The sequence below is a fragment of the Sphingomonas sp. DMC6 genome, assembly GCF_056314225.1.
On the sequence record NZ_JBQUYT010000002.1, the window covers coordinates 114,973 to 141,152 of the forward strand.

The 26,180-nt window shown below is 64.6% G+C and carries 23 protein-coding genes; 8 read left to right on the forward strand and 15 right to left on the reverse strand.

Features of this window, described 5'->3' with window-relative positions:
- The first annotated feature begins 5 nt into the window (after positions 1–5).
- Positions 6–1,898 (forward strand): DNA ligase D, encoded by a 1,893-nt coding sequence (gene ligD, locus ACT53M_RS04360; protein ID WP_476231722.1) that lies wholly within the window; start codon positions 6–8, stop codon positions 1,896–1,898.
- Positions 1,895–2,713, forward strand: coding sequence for an exodeoxyribonuclease III (gene xth, locus ACT53M_RS04365; protein WP_476231723.1), 819 nt, complete (start codon positions 1,895–1,897; stop codon positions 2,711–2,713). Before ligD ends, xth begins: the two co-directional genes overlap by 4 nt.
- Here the strand turns inward: xth and ACT53M_RS04370 are convergent.
- From ACT53M_RS04370 to ACT53M_RS04420, 11 genes are all read right to left on the reverse strand, one after another.
- Positions 2,683–3,036: a hypothetical protein gene (locus ACT53M_RS04370; RefSeq protein WP_476231724.1), complete on the reverse strand. Its 354-nt coding sequence runs from the start codon at positions 3,034–3,036 to the stop codon at positions 2,683–2,685. The two genes, xth and ACT53M_RS04370, sit on opposite strands and share 31 nt — an antisense overlap.
- Positions 3,033–3,497 (reverse strand): SRPBCC domain-containing protein, encoded by a 465-nt coding sequence (locus tag ACT53M_RS04375; RefSeq protein ID WP_476231725.1) that lies wholly within the window; start codon positions 3,495–3,497, stop codon positions 3,033–3,035. Before ACT53M_RS04375 ends, ACT53M_RS04370 begins: the two co-directional genes overlap by 4 nt.
- A gap of 234 nt (positions 3,498–3,731) precedes the next feature.
- Positions 3,732–4,331, reverse strand: a complete 600-nt coding sequence (locus ACT53M_RS04380) for an alpha-ketoglutarate-dependent dioxygenase AlkB (RefSeq protein ID WP_476231727.1) — start codon at positions 4,329–4,331, stop codon at positions 3,732–3,734.
- On the reverse strand, positions 4,328–4,744 hold the full coding sequence (locus ACT53M_RS04385; protein ID WP_476231729.1) for a thermonuclease family protein: 417 nt from the start codon (positions 4,742–4,744) through the stop codon (positions 4,328–4,330). Before ACT53M_RS04385 ends, ACT53M_RS04380 begins: the two co-directional genes overlap by 4 nt.
- Before the next feature lie 10 nt (positions 4,745–4,754).
- On the reverse strand, positions 4,755–5,018 hold the full coding sequence (locus tag ACT53M_RS04390) for a DksA/TraR family C4-type zinc finger protein (protein ID WP_476231731.1): 264 nt from the start codon (positions 5,016–5,018) through the stop codon (positions 4,755–4,757).
- A 57-nt stretch (positions 5,019–5,075) separates the two neighbouring features.
- Positions 5,076–5,363 carry a hypothetical protein gene (locus tag ACT53M_RS04395; protein WP_476231732.1) on the reverse strand — a complete coding sequence of 96 codons (288 nt, stop codon included), beginning with the start codon at positions 5,361–5,363 and terminating at the stop codon, positions 5,076–5,078.
- Positions 5,350–8,610, reverse strand: coding sequence for an error-prone DNA polymerase (locus ACT53M_RS04400; RefSeq protein WP_476231733.1), 3,261 nt, complete (start codon positions 8,608–8,610; stop codon positions 5,350–5,352). The genes ACT53M_RS04395 and ACT53M_RS04400 overlap by 14 nt, the downstream gene beginning before the upstream one ends.
- On the reverse strand, positions 8,610–10,157 hold the full coding sequence (locus ACT53M_RS04405) for a DUF6504 family protein (protein ID WP_476231734.1): 1,548 nt from the start codon (positions 10,155–10,157) through the stop codon (positions 8,610–8,612). The genes ACT53M_RS04400 and ACT53M_RS04405 overlap by 1 nt, the downstream gene beginning before the upstream one ends.
- A 175-nt stretch (positions 10,158–10,332) precedes the next feature.
- On the reverse strand, positions 10,333–11,109 hold the full coding sequence (locus ACT53M_RS04410; RefSeq protein ID WP_476231735.1) for an ImuA family protein: 777 nt from the start codon (positions 11,107–11,109) through the stop codon (positions 10,333–10,335).
- An 88-nt stretch (positions 11,110–11,197) separates the two neighbouring features.
- Positions 11,198–11,440 (reverse strand): DUF6582 domain-containing protein, encoded by a 243-nt coding sequence (locus tag ACT53M_RS04415; protein WP_171797977.1) that lies wholly within the window; start codon positions 11,438–11,440, stop codon positions 11,198–11,200.
- Positions 11,441–11,521: 81 nt separating this feature from the next.
- Positions 11,522–12,109 (reverse strand): SOS response-associated peptidase, encoded by a 588-nt coding sequence (locus tag ACT53M_RS04420; protein WP_476231736.1) that lies wholly within the window; start codon positions 12,107–12,109, stop codon positions 11,522–11,524.
- Positions 12,110–12,168: 59 nt separating this feature from the next.
- On the opposite strand from ACT53M_RS04420, the gene ACT53M_RS04425 reads away from it, so the two are divergent.
- A complete protein-coding gene (locus ACT53M_RS04425) occupies positions 12,169–12,705 on the forward strand; it encodes an SOS response-associated peptidase family protein (RefSeq protein ID WP_476231737.1) in 537 nt (178 codons plus the stop codon).
- 11 nt (positions 12,706–12,716) lie between these two features.
- Here the strand turns inward: ACT53M_RS04425 and ACT53M_RS04430 are convergent, their stop codons facing one another.
- Positions 12,717–13,652, reverse strand: coding sequence for a hypothetical protein (locus tag ACT53M_RS04430; protein WP_476231738.1), 936 nt, complete (start codon positions 13,650–13,652; stop codon positions 12,717–12,719).
- A gap of 157 nt (positions 13,653–13,809) precedes the next feature.
- Here ACT53M_RS04430 and ACT53M_RS04435 point away from each other — a divergent pair, with 157 nt between their 5' ends.
- The 5 genes from ACT53M_RS04435 (at position 13,810) to ACT53M_RS04455 (ending at position 23,592) form a co-directional block, all read left to right on the forward strand.
- Positions 13,810–15,885 (forward strand): ATP-dependent nuclease, encoded by a 2,076-nt coding sequence (locus ACT53M_RS04435; RefSeq protein WP_476231740.1) that lies wholly within the window; start codon positions 13,810–13,812, stop codon positions 15,883–15,885.
- The gene (locus ACT53M_RS04440; protein ID WP_476231742.1) at positions 15,854–17,641 is read left to right on the forward strand and encodes a UvrD-helicase domain-containing protein; all 1,788 of its coding nucleotides are present in this window, start codon (positions 15,854–15,856) and stop codon (positions 17,639–17,641) included. Before ACT53M_RS04435 ends, ACT53M_RS04440 begins: the two co-directional genes overlap by 32 nt.
- Positions 17,642–17,782: 141 nt before the next feature.
- A complete protein-coding gene (locus ACT53M_RS04445) occupies positions 17,783–19,039 on the forward strand; it encodes a metallophosphoesterase family protein (RefSeq protein WP_476231744.1) in 1,257 nt (418 codons plus the stop codon).
- Positions 19,040–19,041: 2 nt separating this feature from the next.
- The gene (locus ACT53M_RS04450; protein ID WP_476231745.1) at positions 19,042–22,482 is read left to right on the forward strand and encodes an ATP-binding protein; all 3,441 of its coding nucleotides are present in this window, start codon (positions 19,042–19,044) and stop codon (positions 22,480–22,482) included.
- A gap of 15 nt (positions 22,483–22,497) precedes the next feature.
- The gene (locus tag ACT53M_RS04455) at positions 22,498–23,592 is read left to right on the forward strand and encodes a hypothetical protein (protein ID WP_476231746.1); all 1,095 of its coding nucleotides are present in this window, start codon (positions 22,498–22,500) and stop codon (positions 23,590–23,592) included.
- A 67-nt stretch (positions 23,593–23,659) separates the two neighbouring features.
- On the opposite strand, the gene ACT53M_RS04460 is transcribed toward ACT53M_RS04455, so the two are convergent.
- From ACT53M_RS04460 to ACT53M_RS04470, 3 genes are all read right to left on the reverse strand, one after another.
- Positions 23,660–24,979 carry a tyrosine-type recombinase/integrase gene (locus ACT53M_RS04460; RefSeq protein WP_476231747.1) on the reverse strand — a complete coding sequence of 440 codons (1,320 nt, stop codon included), beginning with the start codon at positions 24,977–24,979 and terminating at the stop codon, positions 23,660–23,662.
- 305 nt (positions 24,980–25,284) lie between these two features.
- A complete protein-coding gene (locus ACT53M_RS04465; protein ID WP_476231748.1) occupies positions 25,285–25,494 on the reverse strand; it encodes a hypothetical protein in 210 nt (69 codons plus the stop codon).
- Between the two features lie 21 nt (positions 25,495–25,515).
- Complete coding sequence (locus ACT53M_RS04470) at positions 25,516–26,169, reverse strand: NAD(P)H-dependent oxidoreductase (RefSeq protein WP_476231750.1); 654 nt, start codon at positions 26,167–26,169, stop codon at positions 25,516–25,518.
- Positions 26,170–26,180 lie beyond the last annotated feature (11 nt).

Consider the following 26,180-nt stretch of genomic DNA (forward strand, 5'->3'; position numbering starts at 1 on the left):
ATCCTGTGGCGCGCGCCGCCACCGTCACCACCGCGTCGCGCGCCGGCAAGAAACCAGCGCGCCGCGCCGCTACGCCCGCAATGAAGCCACCACCGTTTCGCGCCGTACAGCTGGCCACGCTTGTCGATACGGTTCCGACAGGATCGCGCTGGCTGCACGAAATGAAATATGACGGCTACCGCCTGCTGGTCGCAGTCGGCGGCGGCGAGGCACGAGCCTATACCCGTTCAGGCCTCGACTGGTCCGAGAAATTCGACGCGATCGTACAGGCGGCCGCGAAGCTCGATGTGGGTTCGGCACTGCTCGATGGCGAAGCGGTGGTGCTCGACGCCGACGGGCGATCCAGCTTCCAGGCGCTGCAGGGCGCGCTCAAGGGCGCGCCTGCCACGATCGACTATTATGCGTTCGATCTGCTCGAACTGAACGGCGAGGATCTCACCGGCCTGCCTCTGACCGGCCGCAAGGCCAAGCTGCGCGAGATTTTGCCCGATGGCGATCCCCGCATCCGCTACTCGGAGCACATCGTTGGCAATGGCGAGAAGCTGCTGCACAACTTTTGCGATGCAGGGCTTGAAGGGGTCATCTCCAAGCTTGCCAACGCCAAGTATGTCGGGTCGCGGGCGGGCAGCTGGGTCAAGACCAAGTGCATCAAGCGCCAGGAGTTCATTATCGTGGGGTGGACGCCCTCGGAAAAGTCGCGCTCATTTCGATCGCTCATCCTCGGCGTCCATGACAAAGGCGAGCTCCGGTACGCGGGGAAAGTCGGTACCGGCTTCAACACGGATGAGCTGTTCCGCCTGATGGAGATCATGCAGCCGATCGAACAGGCAGCGCCGACGGTGAAAGCGCCGCGCGCCGAGGTTCGCGGCGCGCATTGGCTGAAGCCCAGGCTTGTCGCTGAGATCGCCTATACCGAGATGACCAATGAGGGGACGCTCCGCCACCCCAGCTATCTCGGGTTGCGCGAGGACAAGAAACCTGAAGCGGTAGTGCTTGAGACCGAGGCGCCCATCGCCGAGATCGCAGCGCCCGCCACCAGCTCCATCAAGATCAGTAACCGTGAGCGCGTCATCGATCCGGACACCGGCATCACCAAAGGGCAACTCGCCGATCATTACGCCGCGGTGGCCGCGGTGATGCTGCCGTGGGTCGGCAGCCGTCCGATCAGCCTGGTCCGCTGTCCGCAAGGCCGCGCCAAGAAATGCTTCTTCCAGAAGCATGACGCCGGCAGCTTCGGCGACGCCGTCAAGCATGTCGGGATCACGGAGAAGGACGGTCACGAGGAACCCTACCTCTATATCGACACCGCCGACGGTCTGCTTACCTGCGTGCAGATGGGGACGATCGAGTTCCATGGTTGGGGCGCGCGGATCGAAGATGTCGAGAAAGCGGACCGGCTCGTGTTCGACCTCGATCCTGACGAGGGGTTGGACTTCGAGGCAGTGCGCAAGGCGGCTTTCCACTTCCGCGAGATCCTGCAGCAGATCGGGCTGGAGACGTTCCCGATGGTGACGGGCGGAAAGGGCATCCATGTCATCGCGCCCCTCGTGCCGAAAGCCGAGTGGCCAGAGGTGAAGGACTTCGCCCATCGCCTGGCGCAGGCCGTGGCGCAGAGCGACCCGGATAATTTCACCGCGGCCCTGCCCAAGGCACAGCGCAAGGGCCGTATCTTCGTCGATTATCTGCGCAATCAGCGCGGGGCCACGGCCGTGATGCCATATAGCGTGCGGGCTCGCTCGGGCGCGCCGGTCGCGGCGCCGATCACCTGGAAAGAGATGGAGACGATCGACACGCCGGCACATTGGCATGTCGGTGATGCCGCCGAACTGGTGAAGCGCGCAGCCTCCAAGGCGCTGGCCGGCTGGGGCCGCGCCGATCAGGTCCTCCCCGATCTATGAAGGTCGCCACTTATAACGTGAACGGCGTCAACGGACGCCTCCCCGTGTTGCTGCGCTGGCTGCAGGAAGACCAGCCGGACATCGTCTGCCTGCAGGAATTGAAGGCCCCCCAGGAGAAGTTCCCGGAAAAGTCGATCCGCGACCTGGGATATGATGCAATCTGGCACGGCCAGAAGAGCTGGAACGGCGTAGCGATATTGAGCCGCGTCGGCGAAATCCACGAGACGCGCCGAGGTCTGCCCGGTGATCCGGACGACAGTCACAGCCGCTATATCGAGGCGGCCGTCAACGGCATCCTCATCGGTGGTCTCTACCTGCCCAACGGGAATCCGCGCCCCGGCCCCAAGTTCGATTACAAATTGAAATGGTTCGAGCGGCTGATCGAACATGCGGCCGGCCTGCTCGCGTCAGGGGCCCCGGTCATGCTCGCCGGCGACTTCAACGTCATGCCGACCGACCTGGACGTCTATAAGCCCGAGCGCTGGCTCGACGATGCTCTGTTCGCGCCCGAGGTCAGGGCTGCCTACTTCCGGCTGCTCGATCAGGGTTGGACCGACGCCCTGCGGACCATTCATCCCGGCGAGGTCATCTACACCTTCTTCGATTATTTCCGGAACGCCTATGCGCGCAACGCCGGCCTGCGGATCGATCATCTGTTGCTGAGCCCCGCGCTCGCCGACCGACTGGTCGACGCTCAGGTGGACCGGCATGTTCGCGGTTGGGAAAAGACCAGCGACCATGCTCCGGTGTGGGTCGAGCTGGCCGACAAACCCAAGCGGCGCCGTCAGGTTAAGGTCGCGAACCAGTCCGCGTAAGGCGTGTTGCGCGCCATGTGCCGATTATAGTCGGGGGCACCGTCTTCCCACCAGACCGGTCCGCGCTCGCCGAGCGCCCGCTTTGTTCGGTCAACGGCAGCGTGAGCATCGACCTCCGCTCCGTCATCCTGCATTCGCTTCGCTGTCGCCACCGCGCGTCGCGCTGCCATCAACTCCTTCACCAGTTTCTGGCGCTCGATCGGGCCGAGCGCCGGGTTCGACATGCGCCACAGCCGTCCTCGGACAACGAAATAGCGCCCATCCGGCGTCACGGGGTGGCGCGGTCCCCGCGACCGATCGCCGTGCTGGCTATCAGCCGTCATTCGAGCAGGTTTGCGAGGTTCTTGAGCGTCGATTCCATTCCGGTCTTGTGATCAGCCGCGCTGATCCCGGCCGGCACATTCTCGGCAGTGAAGGTCACCTTGGTCCCATCACGGACTGGCGTCAGCGTCGTCGTGATTGTCATCGTGCCGGCGAACGCGGGGTCGGCACTTTCGAAATCGATGGCCTCGACGATCTTCTCGTCGGGAATAAGTTCGATGAAACGCCCTTCGAAGATGTCCGCATTGTCGGCCGTCTTCCCGCGTCCGACCAAAGCGTCGTCATAGGTGAAAGCCATGCGATATCCGCCGCCGACACGCGGATCGAAGCGGTAGATCGTCGCCGTCATGCCCCTCGGCGGCCGCCAGGAAGCGACCGTCTCCGGATCGAGGAAGGCACGGTAGATCGCGCGCGGTGCCGCCAATATTGTTCGTGCCGCGCTATGGATAACGGAGTCGCTCATCCGGTCCAGAGTTGAAGGAGGCGCGCTGCTCAAGCAAACCAAAATGAGAAGGGCCGCCCCTTCCGGGGCGGCCCTTCCATTGTCTTCGCCTTCGCGGACAGCTTAGAGCCGAACCCCCGCGGTGGAGGCCATGCTCACTTCGGCCGCTGCGAGCGGCGTGGGACAATGAGACATTCGACCACCTCCTTTCCGTTGTTGAACGATAGTCAGGATGTGGGATCGCTGCCGCGAAATTCAATCCGCCAAGTGGCTGCGACGCAATGGTTTTGGAGGCTCGTCGGCGCGCAGGCTGCGGAACGTGATCGACCAGCGTGGCACCTCCATCGGCGCGATGCTGTGCTCCCATTGATGGCGAACCTCGCCGGCCAGATGGTAGACGGACCGCGGCGCAATCTCGGCCTTGGCGCGAATGAAGCTTCCGCCATCCCGCCGGCGCAGGCGCAGCGTGGCCGGGTGGCCGAGCGAGATGCCGACGACATGCTCGAACACCGGCCGATCTTTATGCCAGCCAATACCAGCGCCAGGATCGTAGCGAATCAGGAGCGCCTGGACGAGCTCATCGGGCGCGAGGCCGGCAAAGGCGGCCGCCCGGTCTCTTACCGGCAGCAGCCAGTCCGATAGCGGGTCGGTGGGCGCGAAGCGGCCGCTTTCGAAATCATAGCTCCAGCCGAACGATCGGGTCAGGCGCTTGCCGGTCCATTGCTGGAACCGGAAGGGGCTGAGGCCTTCGCCGTCGATTCTCGCGATAAGCACGGCTTCTTCTTCGGCAGAGATGATGTCGGGCCGCGTCGCTAGCCCCGGAACGACCGGCACGTCGAACAGGTCGGCCATCATGGTCGTGGCCGCCACGCCCGTCCGCCTTCCACGCCTCCAGCCGCACGGAGCAGCGTGCCGAGCGGGCGCCCGTTAAGCGTGCAGGAAGCGACCACGCGGTCATAGCTGCGCCGCCCGGCGCGGCAGACCAGTGGTTTCCGCATGACGAGACGTTCGAGGCGGAGCTTGGCGTCGCGGCCGCCGGCATCGTGCAACTCCGGGGCATAGAAATCGGCAAGGCGGACCTCGATCCAGCGATCGGGGCGACCCGCGGGGCCGACGCACAGGCCGTCGCCGTCGCCAACATAGCGAACAATCCCGGTGAAGGTCGTGCCCTTTGCCGGCAGCGCGCCCTCGCAGGGATCTGCAAGCGCGGGGGCAGACCAGGCGCAGGCGAAGAGACCAACCACAGCGGAGAGGAAAAGATGGTTCATCGACGTGCGATCAACGCAGCTGGCTGTCCTTGCTGCCGCGACGGTTGATGCCCGAATAGCTCGGACGCCTGTCGCGGAGAGACTGACAGGCGACGCATGTGCGCGCGCCCGGCAGGGCGCGGCGGCGCGCTTCCGGGATCGCCTCGCCGCATTCTTCGCACTCGGCCAGGCCAGCGCCCGAGGGCATGCGCGCGAGGGCGCTGGCCAGCGCGTCCTTCACGCTGTCTTCGATCTGCTCCTGAACGGCACCATCGGGCGCCCAGCCGTTGGCCATGCGTACTCATTCCTGCGGAAGTGTCTGTTAAGGCTCCAATATAGGTAGGCGGGAGCATCATTTCATCCTCGTGGGGTCGGCCAGCGCGCCGCTGCAACGGAGTTGGCGCACGATGCCGTTATAGGCAGCGTGCAAGCCCTGACTTCGGCCGATCTCGTGGTCCGACCCGGCCGCCTCCCAGAACGCGACCAGCCATTCGTCGGGACAGCGTCCCCGCAGCACCCAGAGCGCGAGCCCGACGCCGCGTGTTTGGACTTTACCCTTGATGGCCGTGGCCTCGCGCAGGACGTTGACGGCGCGTTCGATCGTCCCGGTCGCACGGGCGCTCGCCTCAATGGAAGTCATGGCTACGGATGCGAAGGATCTCTTCTTGCTCCTGAACGGTACCGAACGGAGGCGACGCCAGCGTGCGTCCGCGTGGGAAGCTCGGATCGCGTGGGTCGGGTCCGCCACCATTGTGGGCGCCATCGCCGCGACCCGGCGCGACCGCGAAGTTTGTGCGGCCGATCGAGCGCAGCATGTCGTCATGATCTGTGATGCGATCGCAGATGATGTGGATGACCTCGCCTTCCTTCTGCAGCCGCCCGCGCATGGCGATCATCGAGGCGGACATCACCTGGCGCCGGTAGATCTCGAACCTGTCGGGCCAGAGGATGCCGTTGGCGATGCCGGTCTCATCCTCGATCGTGATGAAAAGGACGCCCTTCGCCGAGCCGGGGCGCTGGCGAACAAGGATGACGCCTGCGACCTCGACATTGCGCCCGTCGCGGATGGTGGCGAGGTCGGCGCACCTGACAATACGCATCGTGTCGAGCTCGCCGCGCAGGAAGCTCATCGGATGGCCGCGCAGCGACAGCTGCAGCGAGCGATAGTCCTCGACGACCTCACGTCCGGCGGTCAGCCGCGCCAGCGTCACCTCAGGTTCCAGCCCCTCCGGTGAGAAGCTCGCCTCACGCGCGTCGGCAGCTGCGAACAGCGGCAGCGGCGCCTCGCCCAAACCCTTCACCTTCCACAGGCCCTGCCGCCGGTCTTCCGCGATTGAGTGAAACGCGTCAGCTTCGGCAAGGCGTTCGATCGCGGCGCGGGGCACGTCCGCGCGCCGCCACACTTCCTCGACACTGGCATATGGGGTGTCACCCCGCGCCACCGCGATCTGGGCACCATGGATATTGGCGAGACCGCGCACCTGCCGGAACCCGAGACGGACGGCCATCAACCGGTCCTTGGTTCGCTCCAGCGTGCAATCCCAATGGCTGTGGTTGATCGAGACCGGCCGCACCTCGACGCAGTGCTTGCGGGCGTCCTGCACGATTTGCGCGGGAGCGTAGAAGCCCATCGGCTGGGCGTTGAGGAGCGCCGCGCAGAACACGTCCGGGTGATGATGCTTCACCCAGCAGCTCGCATAAGCGATCTTGGCGAAGCTCGCGGCGTGGCTCTCCGGGAAGCCATAGCTCCCAAAGCCCTCGATCTGCTTGAAGGTCCGCTCGGCGAAATCCTTCGGGTAGCCGCGGTCAATCATGCCGTTGACCAGCTTGTCGTAGAAATGGCTGACACCGCCGGTGAGCTTGAACGTCGCCATGGCCCGGCGCAGCTGATCCGCCTCGACGGCCGTGAAGCCGGCGCCGACGATCGCGACCTTCATCGCCTGCTCCTGGAAGAGCGGGACGCCCAGTGTCTTCTCCAGCACAGCGCGCAGTTCGGGCTTGGGGTATTCGGGCTTTTCCTTGCCCTCCCGCCGCCGGAGGTAAGGGTGGACCATGTCGCCCTGGATCGGGCCGGGACGGACGATCGCCACCTCGATCACCAGATCGTAGAATTCCTTCGGCTTCATGCGCGGGAGCATAGACATCTGCGCCCGGCTCTCGATCTGGAAGACGCCGAGCGTGTCGGCACGCTGGATCATCTTGTAGACCTCGGGATCATCGTCCTGCAGGTCCGCCATGCTGATCTTGATACCCTTGTCCTGCTCCAGCAGGTTGAAGGCGCGGTTCATGCAGCCGAGCATGCCCAGGCCCAGCACGTCGACCTTCATGAACTTGAGCGCGTCGATATCGTCCTTATCCCACTCGATGATCTGCCGATCCTCCATCCGCGCCGGCTCGATCGGCACGAGATCGTCGAGCCGATCCTGGGTCAGCACGAACCCGCCCGGGTGCTGGGACAGATGTCGGGGGGTGCCGATCAGTTGCCGCGCAAGCCGGAGCGTCAGCTTGAGCCGATGATCCTGGGCATTAAGGTTGAGGCTCTCGATCTGCTCATCGCTGATCCCGTCCATCGACCAGCCCCAGACGAGACCCGTCAGCATCTTGGTGAGATCGCGCGGCAGCCCCAGCGCCTTGCCGACTTCCGCCACGGCGCCACGCGTGCGGTAGCGCGTGACGACGGCGGTCAGCGCCGACCGGTCACGACCATAGGTCTCGTAGATCCACTGGATGATCTCCTCGCGCCGCTCATGCTCGAAATCGACGTCGATATCGGGCGGCTCCTTGCGCTCGCCCGAGACGAAGCGCTCGAACAGCAGCTCATGCTTGATCGGATCGATCGACGTGATGCCCAGCAAATAGCAGACGCAGCTATTGGCGGCCGAGCCGCGGCCCTGGCAAAGGATGCCGCGCCGGCGGCTCTCCGCGACGATCGAATTGACCGTCAGAAAATAGGGGGCGTAACCGAGCTGCTCGATCAGCTGCAGTTCGTGGCTGATCTGGTGGCGATAGCGCCGTGGCACCCCATCCGGGAACATCGCCGCGGCGGCGCGCTCCGTCATCTCCGCCAGTGCTTCCTGCGCCGTGCGGCCGGCGATCACCTGCTCATAGGGATATTGGTACTGGATCTCCCCCAGGTCGAAGGCGCAGGTGCGGGCAATGTCGGCGCTGGCCCGGATGGCGTCAGGAAAGGCCCTGAATCGGCGCTCCATTTCCTCGGGCGTCTTCAAATGGCGATCCATGAAGCGTTCGCGTCGGTAGCCGAGCGCGTCGACCGTCGTCCTCTCCCGGATCGCCGTCACCACGTCCTGCAGCGGCCGCACCTCCGGGCTATGGTAGAGCACATCACCGGTCGCGACGGGCCGGACGCGATGCCGGCCCGCCAAGGCGGCCAGTTCGTGCAGTCGGATCGCGTCGTCCGGCCGGCGGCGGAACGACAGCGCGCAATAGCCGCGGTGCCCGAACGTCGCTGCTACATCGCTGAGCTGGCGCGCGGTCGTTACGTCCGGGAGATCGGGCAGCAGGATGGCCACCAGCCCTTTGGCGTGATGGACGATGTCAGCCCAATCGAGGATGCAAAACCCCTTGCCGCCGCGTGCCTTGCCGATCGACAGCAGGCGGGTCAGCCGGCTCCAGGCGGCACGATCCTCCGGGTAGAGCAGAAGGTCGTGACCCTCGGTCGCATGGACGCGAGCGCCGGGAATCATGCGCACGCCGGTGGTTTTCTGGCCGTCCCATCCGCGCACCACGCCGGCAACACTGCCCCAGTCGGCGAGCCCGAGCGCCGTATGGCCCTGGAGCGCCGCCGCCGCGAACAGCTCTTCCGGCGAACTCGCTCCGCGCAGGAACGAGAAGTGGCTCATGACCTGAAGTTCGACATAGGCCGTCATCAGCCGAACAGCCCATGGATGTACCAGCTGAGATCGCCGGTCTCCGGCTCGACGCCATCGCCGCGCCGGAACAGCCAGAAGCGCTCGCCGCTTTCGACCTCGACGCGGAAATAGTCCCGCACCGCCCACAGCTCGGTGTCGGTCCGCCACCATTCGCCATGGATGCGCTCGGGACCGTCACCAGCGGTAACGCGGTAGGCTTGCCCGCGCCAGGTGAAGCGCCGCGGTGGATGGTCGGGGAGCAGCGCCACCACATGCGTCAGATGCTCGGGTCGGCGCAGCATGCGAACCGGGCGCTTCCATCTCGGCCAGCAACCCGGTTCGTCCAACGGACTTACGCGGCGGATGGCACGCTCGGGAACGTCGCTTTCGTTCGGAGCCACGCGAAACACGGCTTCCTCGCCGGCACGGCCGACAAGCTGATCGATCGCGGGCGCCAGGTCCGTCACGGCTGCATCGGAGTTGATGAGCGAGCCTGCCGCGCTCGCGCCGAGCGGCTCGCTGTGAGGCACGAGCAGGCGCATGGCCTCGATCCCGAGGCCGGGCTCTATCCGATCGAGTTTCAGCCCGAACATGCGCTTGAGATGCTTGGCATCCCGCGTCGCGCGAGATGCGCCGATCCCGATTCGCTGTGCCTCGCCATCGACTCTGTCCGCCACCAGCATCGCAGTGCGGACGCCGAGGCCGCGCTGCCGAAGCACACCGATTAGGTAGTCGACGAGATCGCCGATGACCTGCGTGATGCTCTCGGGCGTTCCGATCGGCTCCAGCAGGCGAAGCGACACCTCCGGTGCCTCGAATGGGACCACGGGGGTTATTGGCTCGGCAACATGTCCGAGCGCCTGATCGAGGCGCGTGACCGCCGCGAGGCCAAGCCGCTTCGCCATCGGACCACGCGGGAGCCGGATGAGATCCGCCACCCGTTCCAACCCGAAGCGCACTGCGGCCGCCAGCGCCGCTGCCTCGAGCCGGAGCGCAGCAACCGGCAACTCGGCAAGCGCCGCTGCCTCGGTTCCGGCCTCGAGAATGAGGATGTCTCTGCCGCTGTAACGGGCAAGCGCATGCGCCGCGCCGGGTGTGCCGGCGATCGCGATGCGTGCCGTGAAGCCCAGCCGCCGCAGGAAGCGGAGCAGCCGGCGGCAAAAGCGCTCCTCGCCGCCGAACAGGTGGGTCGTTCCGGACAGATCGAGCCATAGACCATCGCCCTCCGACACGCTCGCGGTCGGCGTCCAATGCGTCACGCCATGCAGCGCCAACCGATCGAGCCAGGCCTTGTCACCATCCGGATCGGCATCCCGAACGTCGAGATCAGCGACAAGTGCCCGAGCGTGCGCCGCCACCATCCCCGGGGTCAGGCCGAGCGACAGCGCGACGGGGCACGCCGAGCGGATCAGGTCACGCTGCCCGACACGCTCGATCAGAATCGTTGGCGGATCATACGGCAAGCCAACAATGGGCTTCGGCGCCGCGCCGCGTGCGCCTTCGTCAGGCGGCATAGCCTTGAACGGATGCTCGACGGGCTCCGAACGCCGTCCGAGCAAACGCATCGGCGGACGCTGATGGGCCGGCAGCTGCGCCATTTGGCCAATGACCTGCGCCTTGGTCAGCCCACCGTCGCTTGCCCACCGCGCGCCGGGTCGCCAGCCGCCGCCACGCGGAACCGAGCAAGCGCCGGGGTCATCGTTGACAGGCGATGGGAGCGGCGCCGCAGGAGCGCTAGGTTCAAGCGGCCTGGCTGGCCGCTCCGACCGCCGCAGCCGCTCGATGGCGAGTTGGGGCAGGTAGAGCGAGGCGACCCGTGTCATCGCAAGCCTCGACCACAAGAGAGAATGGATTGCCGTTGCGTTGCCGCACCAGCTCGACCGACCAACAGGCGCGTCCGACGCCGGGTGCAGGCACCGGGACGGAAGGCGCGCAGCCGATCCGCCAGCGGGTCATCGCCGCCGACGGGCGTTCGAGTGGATCGCGGCTGGACCTCGCCCAACGCCGGAGCAGCAGCATCGGCGTCCGGCCGTCGGCCGCCGCCAGCTGCAGCCGCCTGGTGGCGGTCTGGTCCGCGACCTTCACCTCGGCGACCACGGCGGCGAAACTCCCGTCGCGAAGCGAGTCCTCGGCCAGCGCGAGCGCCATCGTCTCGTTCTTGCCCTGAAGGTAGAGCAGCCTGGCCGCCGGCAGCCCGGCCTGTTCGAGACCCGGTGCATATAGATCGAAGCGGGTGAGCGCCCAGGCAACATTGGCGCCGGGCACTGTAGCGAACCGGGCGGCAAGGCCCGCAACGAACAAGGTCGCGGCGGCATCGTCGCCGAGTGTCGGCGACGCGGCGGTGATGTCGTGGAGGCCAGCGCCGTCTATGCCGCCCGCCCCGAGCCGACTATCGAGCGCCTCAATCCCGAACGCCAGCACCGGCCCGCGCTGGCTTTGGGCCTGCGCGAGCTGCGCACGGAGCGCGGCTAGCTGATCGGCGCAGGGCCGATCGAAGGACGACGGTTGGGCGGACATCGGGCAACATCGACTCACTTGTTCGCCTTATGTTCCGGTGAGTCAGAGGATTCGTCAAGGCGTATGAATCCTTAGGTATGCTGCTGACCTAGCGTTTGCCGATCTCGCGCCAGGATTTCTCGCTGATTTCCACCCCGTGCTTCTTCGCCGCCGCCTTGATCCGCTTCCAGGCTTCGTCGCGCTCGTCGTCGCTCACGTCCTTCACCTGGTTGAAGCGGGCGACCGCGTTGCGGACGTGGCTCGCGTTCTCGAGCGGCTCCTTCCGCTGCTTGGGAAATGCGAAGGAGCCTTTGGAAAGGTCGTCGCGGTCTTCGGTGCTGAGCTTTGCCATCATGACCTCCTGATCTCCGCGCTCAACGGATGAGGGAGGCTGAGGGTTCTGCTCAGGCGACGGCCGGGTCTGCCCCTGCGCTTATCCGACTTGCTCGACGGCAAGGCTGCCCGCCGGAAGCGTCTTGAGGATGTCCTTCGCCGACACCGATGGGTCCAGCCAATCGGCCCAGTCCGCACGATCAAGGATCGCGATCTGGCGGTCGTGATAGGGCGCGATGTCCGGGCCAGGGTCCATCGTCAACATCGTGAAAGCCTCACCGACATCCGGGTTGCTGCGCCAGATGCCGGCAATGCAGAACCAGGGCTCTCCCTTCTTCGTGAACAGCCATTTGTCCTTGCGCTTCTTCTTCGGATCCTCGGGGGTCGTAAATTCGTAGAAGCCATCCGCGATGATCAGACAGCGGCCGCTCGCGAACTCGCGGCCCTCGGATCGGAAATTGTAGACCGGTTTCTTGTTCGGCGCCGGCCAACTCCAGCGGCTCTGCACGAGTTCGCCTTTCAGGCGGCTCGCACCGGTGCGCACGATCGGAGCGGTGTCGGTGATCTTGATATCCGCTCGCGGAGCAAGGTTGGGGATTCCCTCGGGCGTCTCGATCGCGATCTCCAGATCATTGAAATCCTCCATGATCGAGGCGATCTCAACTTCGAGGCGGTAATCGTTACACATAGCCGACACTAAACTCCTCAGCCTTGCGACTCACCGTAGTTCTCATTATGTTCCTCGCCATGGAAGCAACCGCTACCCCATTTGAAGCGGACGCACCCGAGGACAACCTCCGGCCGATCGTGCGGTACAAACCTGATGAACCCGGACGACCCCAACTGATCAAAGCGCGCTGGGGATCCAATCCTCGGTTCAGCGACGGCGTTGAGTTTAGGTTCGTGCGCTCCGAGGGCAAGGCGTTCCCGAGCTATCGTTGCTTGATCCCCGCATCCGAATTTCAGATGAAGGTCGGCGACAAGCGCTATCGCGTGAAGCTCGAAGACGGAAATTTCTTCTATCTTGCCGGAATATGGGAGCCAGCGATCGGGGACTGGCCGCTCTCTTTCCGGATCATCACCGTCCCGGCCAATGCTGAGGTATCACAATATCAGGAGCGGCACGGTGCCATCATTCTTCGGCGCCAAGTCAAGGATTGGCTCGACGGCACCGTGCCTGATAACGACCTTCTAGCGACGCCGCCGGCGCGGACATTTGAGATTGAGCAGATTGGTGGCAAGCGCGGCAAGACTAAGCCCTTCCAGACACTGCTTCGTCTTTAGGAAGTGCTCACTCACAAGAACTTCTCCGCCAGCTCGCGCTTGCCGCGCGGATCGACGTGCGTGATCCTACGATCCGCGGGATAGTAGAAACCGGTCACGTAGAGGTCGAACCTCCCGATCTCCACGCGCACCGAGATTTCATGATTGTCGTTCCAGGTGTCCCTAAGCGATGCCTTGCACGTCTCGCCCCGCATCTCGAACTCGAACGAGGCGCTCTCTCCGTCCCAGTTCGCGATGGCGGTTCGGATGAGCGTCTCGCTGATCGCATCGCGCTTCTTCTGCGAAAGCATCTCAAGCGAGGATTCTTTGATCGGGCCGAACATGCCGCTAGCGTTCATGGCCTCCAAGATCTTGCGCATGTGCACGCCGGTGTGCTGGTTCACGAAAAGAGACGATCGCGATCCGTGCGGACTGCCAAGTATGAGCGAGCGGACGTTCCACCAGGTCTCGGCCACCTGCGCGCCGGTGGCTTCGGCGGCAGAGAGCTGCACGAACCAAGCCAGGGCGTCCCTGCTCTTGATGGTGCCGTCGGCCTCGAGCTCGACGTTGACCGCGGTCACGACGACCGGATGGGCGCTGTCCGCATAGAGTGGCTGCTCTAGGCGATAGGCGTCTAGGCCCGGCACCCGCCGTACCGCCTCCACGAGCCTGTCGGCTCCTTCGCCGGAATAGGGGCAAGTCACAAAGCCCCTCACGAATTCCGTTGTATGATCTGCTTCCTCATATGTCGGCACCTGGGAAAGGCTGCCGATGTGCTCCGATCCGTGCCGAGGGGGGGCGGTAAGGATCGGATGCCAATCCGGGTAGACGTCAATCGCGTTGCCTAGTTCCGCGATCAGACTCTCGACCGCACGCCGACCGGCCTCAGGATTTTTCAGATTTTTTGTGAGGTAATTGAGTGCCTTGGCGTTCTGCTGCGCGGCAACGGTCGGTGCGCGAAATTCCATGATTGCTCAACCTTACGTAAAAGGTATATGTTACGTAATTAGTGTGATACACGTGGCATTGCAAGTCGTTGTCGGCCACGGAGCATTCAATCCGGCGCCTTCGTCCGGCGACATGCGGGCGTTCATCCGGTAAAGCACTGCGTCTGGGGGGATAATAATGCAGATAGTGCGGGCCAGAATTCAGAACTTCCGTCTTCTACGTGATGTCGAAGTTGGGTTCGAGCAACGTACGACCCTCATCGTCGGGCGGAACAACAGCGGGAAGACGTCGACCGCGGAGCTCTTCCGGCGACTCCTCTCCGGCGGAAGTCTGGCGTTCCGGCTCGAGGACTTCTCCCTGGGCTGTCACGAGAGCTTCTGGCAGGCGCTCCAGGCCTACCGCGCCGATCCGCAGCCCATTGATGTCCTCGGGCAGTTGCCGTCCATCCGATTGATTCTCGACATCGCATACGACACGGATGCGCCGGATCTCGGACCATTGGGCAACTGCATCATCGACCTAAACGACGACTGCCACGAGGCTCGCCTTGAGTTTCGGTTCGGCCCGAAGGCGACGGCGCCCGAGGCATTTTTCGCCGATCATCTGATACCGCTCGTCGAGGCCGCAGACGACCGCTCTCGCTTCTTCCGGAACCTAAGCCAACGGCTACCGACCGCCTATGCGGGGACGCTTGAGGCCGTCGACCCCAACGATGATACCAACCGCAAGTCGCTCGAGACCAAGTTGCTTACGACGTTGATCGGGGGCGGCTTCATCAACGCACAGCGCGGGCTCGACGACGACACCATCCGCGAGCGTGACGTCCTAGGGAAGGTGGTCGAGGTACTGTTCCAGTCGGCCCTAAGCGATAACATCGACCCTGAAAGGCGGTCGACGGCAGAACAGCTCAAGAATGTAGTGGAGGCCATCCAAGGTGACGTCCACAACAGCTTCAACTCGGGCCTGACGTCGCTGCTGCCCGCATTCGACCTGTTCGGATACCCCGGCCTTTCAGATCCTGGGCTAGTGACCGAAACGAGCTTTGACGTAAACAAGCTCCTTAAGGACCACACGAGGGTCAGGTACCGGGGCGTCAACGGCATGACGCTGCCTGAGACCTATAACGGACTGGGGACGAGGAACCTCGTCTATATGCTCCTTCAGCTGCTGCGCTTCTTCCGGGAATATCAGGCGACACCGACGTCGGCTGGCGTCCACCTCATCTTCATCGAGGAACCTGAGGCGCACCTCCATCCGCAAATGCAAGAGGTCTTCATTCGGCAGCTAGAGCGAGTCGCGGCTGCGTTCGTGGCGCAACTCAACGCAGATCGGCCGTGGCCGGTGCAGTTCGTTGTGACGACGCATTCGCCGCACATGGCGAACGAGGCGCGGTTCGAGAGTCTCCGCTACTTTCTCTCTATTCCCGACGGCGAAGGCATGCGCCGCTCGCTCGTCAAGGATCTGCGCGTGGGCATGGCAGGCGCCGAGCCCGAGGTACGCGAGTTCCTCCACCAGTATCTCACGCTGTCGCGCTGTGACCTGTTTTTCGCTGACAAAGCGATCTTGATCGAGGGCACGTCAGAGCGGCTCCTGCTGCCCTCCATGATCCGCAAGACCGACGAAGCGGCGGCCGGGCAGCCACAACTCAGCAGCCAATATCTCACTGTGATGGAAGTGGGCGGCGCGTACGCGCACCGCTTCTATGATCTTCTCAGTTTCCTAGAGTTACGCACGCTCATAATCACCGACATCGACTCGGTGGCTCCAAACGCCAACAACAAGAGAGTGGCAGTCCCGGTGGCGCAGGGGGCCTTCACTAGTAACGCGTGCATCAAGGAGTGGTTCGCGCCCGACGTGTCTCCGGCGCAGCTTCTGGAAAAGACAGAGGACGATAAGATCAGCGCTGGCAGGCGCCTGGCCTATCAGATCCCCGAGGAGAATGGCGGACCCTCCGCGCGCAGTTTCGAGGACGCGTTCATCCTGGCCAACCCGGAGCTGTTCGAACTCGGCGAGGGTGACCAGGCCGTGCTCGCCTATGAGCACGCGGCCGAACAGAAGAAATCTAGCTTCGCCTTGGAGCACGCGATCGAGAGCACGGCTTGGAGAACCCCAAGATACATCGCCGAAGGTCTGCGGTGGCTCTCCGAAGGAAATCCCGCTCCTGTCCTGCCGCCCGAAGCGGTGGCGGAGGAGCTGGTCGCCGAGCTGATCGGAGTGGACGTTGGCGACGCCGGACAGCCGGCGCATGGCTGATGGGGAAAGCCCGGCCGACGCCGCCGGCCGCGTCGCCTTAGAGCGCGTCTTCACTTGCTTCGACGATGGCCGCAGCTTCCGTCTCGAGGCAGGTGCCGGTGCGGGCAAGACCTATTCGCTGGAGAAGGCCCTCCGCAGGCTTCTTGCCTTGCGCGGCAGCGAGCTGCTGCGCAACCGGCAGCAGATCGGCTGCATCACCTTTACCAACGTGGCGAAGGACGAGATCACGTCCCGCGTCCAGGCGCATCCCGCGGTAAGACCGGAAACGATCCACGGCTTCTGCTGGTCGCTTCTGCAGGACTTCCAGCCGGAGCTCCGTGCGTTGGTGCCGACGCTTGAAGGCTGGGCCGACCGGCTCGCTGAGGCGGATGTCGCCCATATTGGCGTCCGGACCATCCAGTATGAACTCGGCTACCCCAGGGTGACCGAAGCAGAAGTGTCGTTGCGGCATGACGACGTGCTCGCGCTGATGACGGCACTCCTTGCCCGGCCCAAGTTTCGGGCCGTGATGACCGCGCGTTATCCGATTCTGCTGATCGACGAGTATCAGGACACTGACGCCGGTTTCGTGAACGCTCTGAAGCAGTACTTTCTCGATACAGGCACCGGCCCCGTGGTCGGCCTCTTCGGCGATCACTGGCAGAAGATCTACGGCGAGGGATGCGGGGCCATCGAGCACGCCGCGCTTGAGGTCATAGACAAGAACGCCAACTTCCGGTCAGCCGGGCCGATCGTCTCGATGCTCAACCGCATGAGGCCTGCGCTACCGCAGATCCCGAGCGACGCGGACGTGCCAGGCGAGGCGCGGCTCTTCCATACCAACGCTTGGCCGGGGCAGCGTCGCACGGGCCAGGGGGGCGGGCACTGGACCGGAGACACGAGCGCCGAGGCGGCGCGCGCCTATTTCGACAATCTCAAGGCCAAGCTCATCGGAGAAGGTTGGGATTTCTCAGTTGAACGGACGAAGATACTGATGCTCAGCCACAGCGTCCTCGCTCGAGAGCAAGGCTATCCGACGATCCAGCAAATCTACGGTCAGTTTAACGACGCGTGGCTGAAGAAGGAGGATCCGCACATCAAGTTCCTCGCCGATCAGGTAGAGCCCGCATGCGCCGCCTTCCAGGCGCAACGCTACGGCGAGATGTTTGGATGTCTCGACGCCGGTCGGCCCAGCATCCGCCGTCATCAGGACAAGGCGGCTTGGTCCCAGTCCTTCCAGGACCTCATCGCGCTTAGGCAGACGGGGACGATCGGGCAGGTGATCGACTTCATGAGGGCGCAGGCGCACATGCACGTGCCCGAGGCGGTTCTCGACCGCGAGGATCGGCTTGCCGCGGTGGGAGCGGAGCCGGTGGAAGGCGAACCGCGCCGCGTGACTCAGTTGCGGAAGCTCCGCGCGGTGCCCTACGCCGAGCTCATTGCAGTAGACTCCTTCATCGACGGCCACACGCCGTTCGCGACCAAGCATGGCGTCAAGGGTGCCGAGTTCGAGAACGTTCTCGTTATCGTTGGCCGCGGCTGGAACAAATATAACTTTGCCCAGATGCTCGAATGGATCGATTCCGGGCCTCCTGCGGACAAGGCTGCCTTCTTTGAGAACAATCGGAACCTTTTTTACGTGGCCTGTTCGCGTCCGAAGAGGAGGCTGGCTCTCCTGTTCACGCAGGTACTCAGTGCAGCAGCGCTAGCGAAGGTCAGTGAGTTGTTCGGGGAGGATAACGTAATCGCGTTGCCGGCCGACCCGAGCGCCGCGTGACCGCCTTCATTCGGCAGCAGGCCGGTTCAATTCAGCCCGATCCGTCCCGCAGCCTTGTAAGTGGTGATGAATTGCCCTCACATTCATCCCATTGGCTCGGCGGGGATTCAAAAGAGAGGCGCCTATTCGGTCAAAGGGGGAATGAGCTTGAGTAGCTTTAAGTTTCTGCACGCCGCTGACATCCATCTCGACAGCCCCTTGCACGGTTTGTCGAGATACGAGGGCCTGCCGGTCGACGAGATCCGCTCAGCGACCCGCGCGGCGTTCGACAACTTGGTGCAGTGCGCAATCGACGAGAACGTTGATTTCGTAGTAATCGCCGGGGACCTGTTCGATGGCGACTGGCGCGACATGGGGACCGGCCTCTACTTCGCGAAAGCGATGGGCCGCCTGGACCAAGCCGGCATCCCAGCGTTCCTGCTGGCGGGAAACCATGACGCGGCTTCCGTCATTTCGCGCACGGTCCCCTGGCCGCCAAACGTCCGGTTGTTCGGATCACGGCGGCCCGAGACGCATCGCCTTCCCGAGCTTTCCGTTTCTGTCCATGGCCAGAGCTTTTCGACGCCGGCGGTCACCGAAAACCTAGTCTTGGCCTATCCCCCGGCCGAGCCGCACGCGTTCAACATCGGTATGCTCCATACCGCGTTGGCCGGTCGCAAGGGACATGCCGACTATGCGCCATGCAGCGTCGAGGACTTGAAGTCTCGGGGCTATGACTATTGGGCGCTCGGCCACGTCCACGAATTCGAGGTCGTCAGCACCGAGCCACACGTGATTTTTCCCGGAAACCTGCAGGGGCGAACCATCAGAGAGACCGGAGCCAAGGGCGCCGTCCTGGTTGTGGTTGACGACGGCGAGGTCACCTCCATCGAGCGGATCGACCTCGACGTTATCCGGTGGGCGCGTCTCGACGTGAACTGCACCGGTGTACGAATGGATGACGTCGAGGACTTGCTGCGCTCCGCACTCGTGGGGCTTCGCGACGCGAACGCCTCAGGTCGATCATTGATCGCCCGCGTGACGTTGCGTGGCGAAACGGCCGACGCGGGCGCACTACATGATCGTGCCGCGACGTTGCGCGACGACGTCCGCGCGATCGCGTCGTCGATATCCCCAGACCTGTTTGTCGAGAAGGTCCGGGTCGAAGTTATCGAGCCGGCGCGCACGGGCCTCGTCGTCGGCGACGACCTCGGTGCCATGATTGACCAGGCAACGAACGACCCGGGCCTTATCGATGCGCTGAGCCGCGACCTCGAGCGCTTTATGCTCGCGGCCAGCACGTCCCTCGGCGATCCTGATGAGGGTGAGCTTCGGCTAGCCGCCGCCCGCGGCGACTGGTCGGACGTCCTCCGCACCGTGTCGACTGCGTTGCGGTCGCGCCTCACGGCGGAGGGCTAACCATGCGCTTTTCCCGCCTGTCGCTCGAGCGCTACGGGCGCTTTGAGGATTGCGAGCTGCACTTCCGCCCAGGCATTCCCGATCTTCATGTCATCTACGGCGAGAACGAGGCAGGCAAGACGACATCCTTGGCAGCCGTCTCCGACCTACTGTTTGGTTTCCCCGTCCGCTCGCCCTACAACTTCCTCTTCGACTATTCCCTGCTCCGCGTCGGCGCGGTGCTGGAAGACGGCGGGACGACGCTTGCGTGCCGCCGAAAGAAGGGGACTAGCGGAACACTCCTCGGTGTCGACGACGTCCCGATCGACGAGGCTCCGCTCGCCGGGATGCTGCGTGGCCAAACCCGGGATACGTTCGGCCTATCCTTCAGTCTCGATCAGGAGGCACTCCGCTCCGGCGGAAAGGCGATGGTAGAGGCGAAAAATGATGTTGGGCGGACGCTCTTCGCCGCCGGTTCCGGTCTTACCGGCGTTTCCGACGAGTTGCGGCGCCTGGAGGCGGAATCCGACGCCATCTGGGGGCCGACCAACCGCGGGAGCCGCACGTTCACGGCGGCCCAACGCCAGCTCGCAGAGTCGACGCGGTCGGTCCGCGACGACGCATTGAAGCCGAAGGCATGGTCGGACGCGCGAACCGCCACCGAGCGAACCCGTGAGGCGCTTGAGGCCGCTCGCCGCGACCGTGACGCGGTACAGGCGGAATCCCGGGCCGCCGAGCGCGTTCGACGCCTCGCGCCGCTCGTTCGGCGGCGCGAGGAGCAGACCAGCACGCTCGCTGGATATGACAATGTCGTAGACCTGGGCCGGCAGCGCGAGGCGGCTGCGGAGGAATTGGTGCGGGAGGCTGAGGAGGCTTTGCGAGCGATATCGGCGGCCGAGGGGCTTCGGGCCGACATCGCCGACCGCCGCGCTACGGTCTCGACTGACCCGCAGGTGCTGAGCGTTGCCGATGAGATCGATCGCTTGGTTGCAGACGCGGGCGCTGAGGTGAAGGCGAAACGCGACCTCGTTGGCTTGGAGGGCGAGCATGCCGATGCCGCGGCGACGGTCCGCCGGCTTCGCGCCGAGGCCGGTCGGAACGCCGATGCGACGCCTCAACGCGAGCTGGCGGCTCGGCTGCGGGAACTTGCCCGCGTGGACAGTGAGCAACGCCTGGCTATGCGTCAGGTCGAAGACGACCGGGAGCGCGTCGAGGAACGGCGTGGCCGTGCGGCGGCGGCGCTCGCCGCGACAGTGGTCAGCGACGCGGTTGACGAGTTGACCTCCGCCATTGACCACGCGCGGGCGCTTGGAGCCGATGCCGACACACGCTGTGATGCATCGCGGGCCAAGCTGGGCGGCGCCGTGCGCCGGGCCGAGGACACCCTCGCGCGGCTCGCACCCTGGACGGGCGACGGCGACGCGCTGGCCCGCCTTCCAAAGGTTGACGGCAGCGAGGTTCACGAAGCCCGGGACGCGCTGGCGGCGCTGATGGCTGAGGTCCGTCGGGAGGACGAGGCCGCGCAGCGAGCCTTGGACCAGTCGGCCGCCGCGGCATTGGAGATCTCCCAATTGGCGACCGGCGCCGCAGTGTCGCCGGAGGACTTGGCGGAGGTACGGACCGAACGTAACCGCCTCTGGCGGCCGCTGCGCGACCAGCTGTTGAATGGCGTGGCCTTGCCCGCGCCCGCTGAAGCCGTTGCGGGATACGAGACCGGCGTAGCGGCGGCGGACGACCGCGCTGATGCGCGGTTCGCCAGCGCAGATGCCTCGGGCAGGCTCTCACTTCTCGAACAGACGCGAGCCTCGCACGATCTTGCCAATCGGCAGGCGGAAACTCGCGCGCAGTCGGCGAGGGACCGTCACGAGGAGGCGCTCGCCAGCTGGAAGCGACGGCTCGCCGATGTAGGCCTACCGGAGCTCGAGCCAGGCAGGTTCCACTCCTGGCAGGCGGACCGCGAGCTCGCTGAGGGGGCAGCGGCCGAGTTGCGCAACCTCATAGCGGACGTCGAGCTGTCCGAAACCAGACGCGACGCCGCCCGGGCGGCAATGAGTGCGGCGCTCGGCATCGCGGACGCAGGCGGTCCAATCGCGCCGGTGCTCGCTAGGGCGGAGAGTCGCCGCGTGGAGTTCGAGGATGTCGCCCGCAAGCGGCTCCTCGCACAAGCGGAACTCGACCAGCTCGACCTCGAGACGGCAGCGCTCGATCGCAGACAGAGTGCGGCCGAGGTCGCGCTGGACGCGAACGGCGATGCGTGGCGCGCGGCGTTGACCAAGGCCGGTCTGGAGATCGACGTGTCGGCCTGTGCCGCGGTCCTCGACCTGCTCGACGAGTTGCGGGAGGCGACCGCCTCGGAGGCGTCGCTGCGCCGGCGCATCGAGGGCATTGGCCGGGACACGCGCGAGCATGCGGCGGCCGTGGGGCGCCTTGCCGATGCGATCGGGGTCCCATCGGGCGAAGTTCAGGAACGCCTGCGCTCACTGCGCGACCGGCTCGCGGCCGCGCGGAGTGCCGCGACGCTGAACGGATCCTTGGACGACGAGGACAGACGGCGCCATGGCGAGCTTCAGGAGGCACAGGCCAAGCTCAAGGCGACCGAGGAGGCCCTGGCGCCGCTGCTCGCTGAGACGGGTTCGGCGGACAGGGTTGCGCTCGGCGCGGCGATCGAGCGCTCGCGGGCCAAGCGCGGATTGGTCGATGAGCTCGCCGCGACAGAGCGCGCGATCTTGGAGGCCGGCGACGGCCTCAGACTCGATGAGCTGCTGACGGCGGTCGGGGCAGCCGATCCCGACCAGGTCGCCGCCCAAATCGAGTCACTCAGCGCCCGGCTCGAAGAACTGAATTCCGCTGTCGACGAGGCCGCTACGGCGCATGGCGATGCGCGCGCGACGTTTGCCGCACTCAATACGGATGGGACCTCCGCCGTCGATGCGGCGGCCGACGCCGAGCAGGCGCGTTCGGAGCTCGAAGTTCTCGCCGAGGACTACATCCTCAAGCGGGCTCAGGCCGTGACGCTTAAGTGGGCGATCGAAAAATATCGGGAGCAGCATCAGGATCCGTTGCTCCTGCGGGCCGGCGAGCTTTTCTCGACGCTCACCACCGGGCGTTACGCGACGCTTAAGGTAGACACCGACGCTCCCACCCCGCGACTTCTTGGTATGCGCGACGACATGAGGACCATGGTCGAGGTCGACGCGATGAGCGAGGGCACCACCGACCAGCTTTTCCTCGCACTGCGGCTAGCCGCGCTAGAGCAGTCTGTCGCGGCAGGAGTCGGCCTACCGTTCCTCGCAGACGATCTCTTCGTAAACTTCGACGACCGGCGGGCCGAGGCAGGCTTCCGCGTCCTCGCCGAGGTCGCCCGGACCACCCAGGTGCTGTTCTTCACACACCATCCGCACTTGGTTCAGATTGCTAAGTCTGTCGTCGGCGCGGAGCTTCATTCGGAATGCGCGCTGTCGTGATCGAGGGGCCGTATGATGCTGGAGGATGACGCCACCGTCCTCTTCCGCCTCGACCCCCGATTCCCGTTCAACGACGTGGAGGCGATTGGCGCGCGTTTGATGGCTTCCGGGGCGCTGACGCCTGGGTTCGTGCCGCCCACCGCCGGCCTGCTCACCGTGCGGGCAATGCTCTACGCCGACCGGATCGAGCGCCTGCCGACGGTGCTGCTCCCGGATCGCAACGTCGTCACACGGATGGCGAGGATAGCGCGAGATAGCTCGGTCGGCCGGGAAGATAAGCCGACCCGACTGGCGCTTGACCTAATGGCGTTTTGCCAAGCGATGAACATCAATATCGAACCCGGCCTCGCGTTTCATGAACTTGCCCAGGTCATGGGCGACGAAGTCGCCAACGAGGAGTTGCGCTGGTTCCGCGTTGCGGACACCGGCGAGCGCGCGACCTACTGGATCGACCTCGCCGTCGGCCGTTCCGACCGGCTACCCTCCTTAGCGCCCGACCCCCCGGAGGATTTGCCGTTGTCTCACCCGCCGCACCGCTGGCGCTGCAACTACGCGGCCATGCTTATGGCGACCGCGTTGGAACTCGATGGCAGCCTGTCGCCGGTCGAGCGCTTCGGCAGGCTCCTCGACTGGATGATGAACGAATTCATCTTAGCGGGGCCGGCCGCGATGTTTTGCACGAAGTTCCTGTCGCCTAGGGCGCCTCGGGCCGGACTGGTCAAAGGGTTCCGTTCCCCGGACCGCAACCGCGCCTTGGCGGGGGTACGCAATGCGGCTTGGGACGTGACCTACTTGAGCGAGCTAACCAAGCGCGCGCAGCCTGGGCGCTACGCGACCGCACGCTGCATATTCGCGTCGGCCGACCGCGCGTTGGCGGAACTCGCGCCGCTGCTGCTGATCGACGTAGAGGACGCGTCAGACTATCATCGTGAGCTGTCCGAGCGGCTAAAGCCTTGGTGGGACGGTGACGCCGACCGGATCGCGGGGATGCTCGTGGACGCGATCACGGCGGTCGAAGGCCGCGATGCGCCCATGGCCCCGCCGGGCGTGGATGACTACGTCGGTCTCAAGATCGCCGAGGGTGAGCGGTGCGTCGCGACTACGGTGTGAAGTCTGAATGACCGTTCGATCCTCGGGCAGAATCGCGAGGCTCTTAAAGGTCTACTCGCCATGGAGCTTAGGCGTTGGCGCTGCGGCGAGCGGTCACCGTGCCCGTAAAGCCGAATCCGGCTCCCGTCAGTAGCGTCGGTGAGCCTATTGAGAAGACGTTGATATTGGGCTGTGCTGGCCGACCGACAGCGCCATCGAGTAGGGAAGCGATAGCCGCCGAAACACGCTCGACCGCGGACTGAACCGCCTCATCGAGGTGAACGTAACGGCTCGTAACCGTCCCCGCAGCATGCCCCAGCATCGCCGCGATCGTCAGTTCGGAATACCCCATTTCGCCTGCGATGCTCCCGAACGTATGGCGTAAAGTATGCGCCGTCACGTCCGTCCAACCGAGTTGCTTGCAGATGCGACCGAGAACCCCATCCGCTGCAATAAAATGGGTCTGGCCGCCATCTGACGGAAAAATATACGGATTGCCTTCAAGCGCCGGTTGATCACGCAGCAACTTCAAAGCAGCTTTCCCGATAATTCTGACCTGCGCTCCGCTTTTGGTGTCACCGAAGGCGATGTAGCCGTCATCGCACACCCAATCCCGGCGGACACCCTGTGCCTCGTTCAGACGAAGACCGCTAAGCGTCAGCAGACGAATGATCGCAAGACCCACGGGATGCTCAACGTCGCTGAATTCACGCAACGCCGATCCGAGTTCACCGATTTCGGCGCGGCTCAGCCGCCGCGTCCGCTTCTGGTCCGGGAATTTGCGGACGCCCGCGGCCGGGTTGCCTTCGATTAAGCCATGCCGTTTGGCGTGCGCAAAGATGCTGTGCAACGTTGTGACGGACCGCGCGGCGGCTCCCTTGCCGCCGACTGTGGCGCGTCCACGGCCGTCGCCCCGCGGCTTTGCAGTCTTGCCATCGGCGATGTCGGTCTGCATCCGCTCGATGTCCGCCAAAATGAGGGCTGCAACGGGCCGCTTGCCAACGAGTGGCCGAATATGAGTCTCGACTCGACTGCGATCCATATAGAGCGTCGACGCCTTTATCGGCTGGCGCTTGCGGCCCAGCAGTCGACCCGCGGCCGCCTCGGTCAGATACCAGTCACACAATACCCCGACCGTTAGGCCAGTGCGCGCAGCCCGCTTATCATCGGCAGGATCTCCGCCCTTTGCGATCTCTCCAAGCTTGATACGGGCTTCGTCCCGAGCCTGCTCCAAGGTAATTACGCCATAACGCCCCAGGACAATTCGTCGCTTGCGCGCCTCGGAATTGCGATACTGAAGAACGAAAGATTTCGTCCCGGCGCCCTCGATCTTACATCCGAAACCGCGCAGTTCGCCGTCCCACAGAAACTGCACGCGTCCTTTCACCGGCTGGCAGGCATCGATCATGCGCTTCGTTAATCGTCTCGGCTCTGACATCGCAACCTCCGCAGCCCGGATAATCGATCGCCAAATTCGTAGGCAATCAATCTCTTCCGTCTCCGCTTCGTATCCAGGTGAAATCAAACGAACGGCGGACTATGGATATATACGGGATGGACGCGATAGCCTCAAGAGCCTGATTATACTAATGTTTTCGTATAAACGGCTATGAAAGCGCGGTAACGAAAATGATGCCAATTGAAATTGGTAAGGCTGAGGTCGCGAGTTCAATCCTCGCCGGCAGCACCATTTTCCCCGACGGGGCCCGCGGTTCAGGCGAACAGAGAGCGCTCGTCCTCTTCCAGCTCCTGCGGCACGGCGAGTTGTTCGCCTTCGCTTTTGCTGACGTGATGCGGTGGCGGCACCAGCAACCAGGGCGCTGTCATTATTTCGCACCACAGGCCCATGCAGGTCGCCGGCCAGTCCCATAACGGATTGCCCGCGGTTTCGGGGTGGAGATGGTTCGAACCTTGCCGTTCCATGCCGCTCTCTCCTTTGCTCGCTCAGCCTTGCTGATCCGCCGCGGCGAGGATGCGTCGCATCCGGCCGGCGTGCCGCGCCCGCAGCAGTTCCGCACACAAGGCCCGCGCATGTTCGCGCACGCGCGCCAGATGCTCCTCGGCGAATCGCGGCTGCATTCCTTCTACCACAGCATCAAGGTGGAGGTGGCCGGCATCTTCCATCCCGAATATCGTGCGAAGATAGGTATCGAACGCATGACGCAGCGCCACCCACTGCCCCTGCGTGTCAAGCCAGGGCCGGGTGGCGCCTGAACTGCTTACAAGTGCGAGATGCTTGCCCGCCAGCATGGCCGGCACCATCCCGTCGGCGATCGCGTCCGCCGTGAAGCCGGCGCCGAGCACTCGGTCGATATATCCCTTGATCATCGCCGGCGGCATACCGAACCAGAGCGGATAGACGAGCACCACCGCGTCGCTCGCCTGGAGCAGCGCCTTTTCCTCCGCCAGCGCAGCGTCGGGCGCGGCCCCCGGGCGCAGCACGGGATCGAAACCGAGCGCATAGAGGTCGCGCAACTCGGCCACTTGCCCCGACGCGCGCACGCCGTCGCACCAGGCAGCGGCGACGGAATGGTTGAAGCTGTCCGGCCCCGGATGGGCCAGGATGGCCAGATGGCGAAGCGGCGTTTCCGGCGGCATGGCGGACTTCC

What these genes read in the sequence shown, in the direction of transcription:
- xth (WP_476231723.1), top strand. Translation starts at nt 1,895, where the DNA reads ATGAAGGTCGCCACTTATAACGTGAACGGCGTCAACGGACGCCTCCCC.
- ACT53M_RS04370 (WP_476231724.1), bottom strand. Translation starts at nt 3,036, where the DNA reads ATGACGGCTGATAGCCAGCACGGCGATCGGTCGCGGGGACCGCGCCAC.
- ACT53M_RS04375 (WP_476231725.1), bottom strand. Translation starts at nt 3,497, where the DNA reads ATGAGCGACTCCGTTATCCATAGCGCGGCACGAACAATATTGGCGGCA.
- ACT53M_RS04380 (WP_476231727.1), bottom strand. Translation starts at nt 4,331, where the DNA reads ATGATGGCCGACCTGTTCGACGTGCCGGTCGTTCCGGGGCTAGCGACG.
- ACT53M_RS04385 (WP_476231729.1), bottom strand. Translation starts at nt 4,744, where the DNA reads ATGAACCATCTTTTCCTCTCCGCTGTGGTTGGTCTCTTCGCCTGCGCC.
- ACT53M_RS04390 (WP_476231731.1), bottom strand. Translation starts at nt 5,018, where the DNA reads ATGGCCAACGGCTGGGCGCCCGATGGTGCCGTTCAGGAGCAGATCGAA.
- ACT53M_RS04395 (WP_476231732.1), bottom strand. Translation starts at nt 5,363, where the DNA reads ATGACTTCCATTGAGGCGAGCGCCCGTGCGACCGGGACGATCGAACGC.
- ACT53M_RS04400 (WP_476231733.1), bottom strand. Translation starts at nt 8,610, where the DNA reads ATGACGGCCTATGTCGAACTTCAGGTCATGAGCCACTTCTCGTTCCTG.
- ACT53M_RS04405 (WP_476231734.1), bottom strand. Translation starts at nt 10,157, where the DNA reads ATGCGTTTGCTCGGACGGCGTTCGGAGCCCGTCGAGCATCCGTTCAAG.
- ACT53M_RS04410 (WP_476231735.1), bottom strand. Translation starts at nt 11,109, where the DNA reads ATGTCCGCCCAACCGTCGTCCTTCGATCGGCCCTGCGCCGATCAGCTA.
- ACT53M_RS04415 (WP_171797977.1), bottom strand. Translation starts at nt 11,440, where the DNA reads ATGGCAAAGCTCAGCACCGAAGACCGCGACGACCTTTCCAAAGGCTCC.
- ACT53M_RS04420 (WP_476231736.1), bottom strand. Translation starts at nt 12,109, where the DNA reads ATGTGTAACGATTACCGCCTCGAAGTTGAGATCGCCTCGATCATGGAG.
- ACT53M_RS04425 (WP_476231737.1), top strand. Translation starts at nt 12,169, where the DNA reads ATGGAAGCAACCGCTACCCCATTTGAAGCGGACGCACCCGAGGACAAC.
- ACT53M_RS04430 (WP_476231738.1), bottom strand. Translation starts at nt 13,652, where the DNA reads ATGGAATTTCGCGCACCGACCGTTGCCGCGCAGCAGAACGCCAAGGCA.
- ACT53M_RS04435 (WP_476231740.1), top strand. Translation starts at nt 13,810, where the DNA reads ATGCAGATAGTGCGGGCCAGAATTCAGAACTTCCGTCTTCTACGTGAT.
- ACT53M_RS04445 (WP_476231744.1), top strand. Translation starts at nt 17,783, where the DNA reads ATGAGCTTGAGTAGCTTTAAGTTTCTGCACGCCGCTGACATCCATCTC.
- ACT53M_RS04450 (WP_476231745.1), top strand. Translation starts at nt 19,042, where the DNA reads ATGCGCTTTTCCCGCCTGTCGCTCGAGCGCTACGGGCGCTTTGAGGAT.
- ACT53M_RS04455 (WP_476231746.1), top strand. Translation starts at nt 22,498, where the DNA reads ATGCTGGAGGATGACGCCACCGTCCTCTTCCGCCTCGACCCCCGATTC.
- ACT53M_RS04460 (WP_476231747.1), bottom strand. Translation starts at nt 24,979, where the DNA reads ATGATCGATGCCTGCCAGCCGGTGAAAGGACGCGTGCAGTTTCTGTGG.
- ACT53M_RS04465 (WP_476231748.1), bottom strand. Translation starts at nt 25,494, where the DNA reads ATGGAACGGCAAGGTTCGAACCATCTCCACCCCGAAACCGCGGGCAAT.
- ACT53M_RS04470 (WP_476231750.1), bottom strand. Translation starts at nt 26,169, where the DNA reads ATGCCGCCGGAAACGCCGCTTCGCCATCTGGCCATCCTGGCCCATCCG.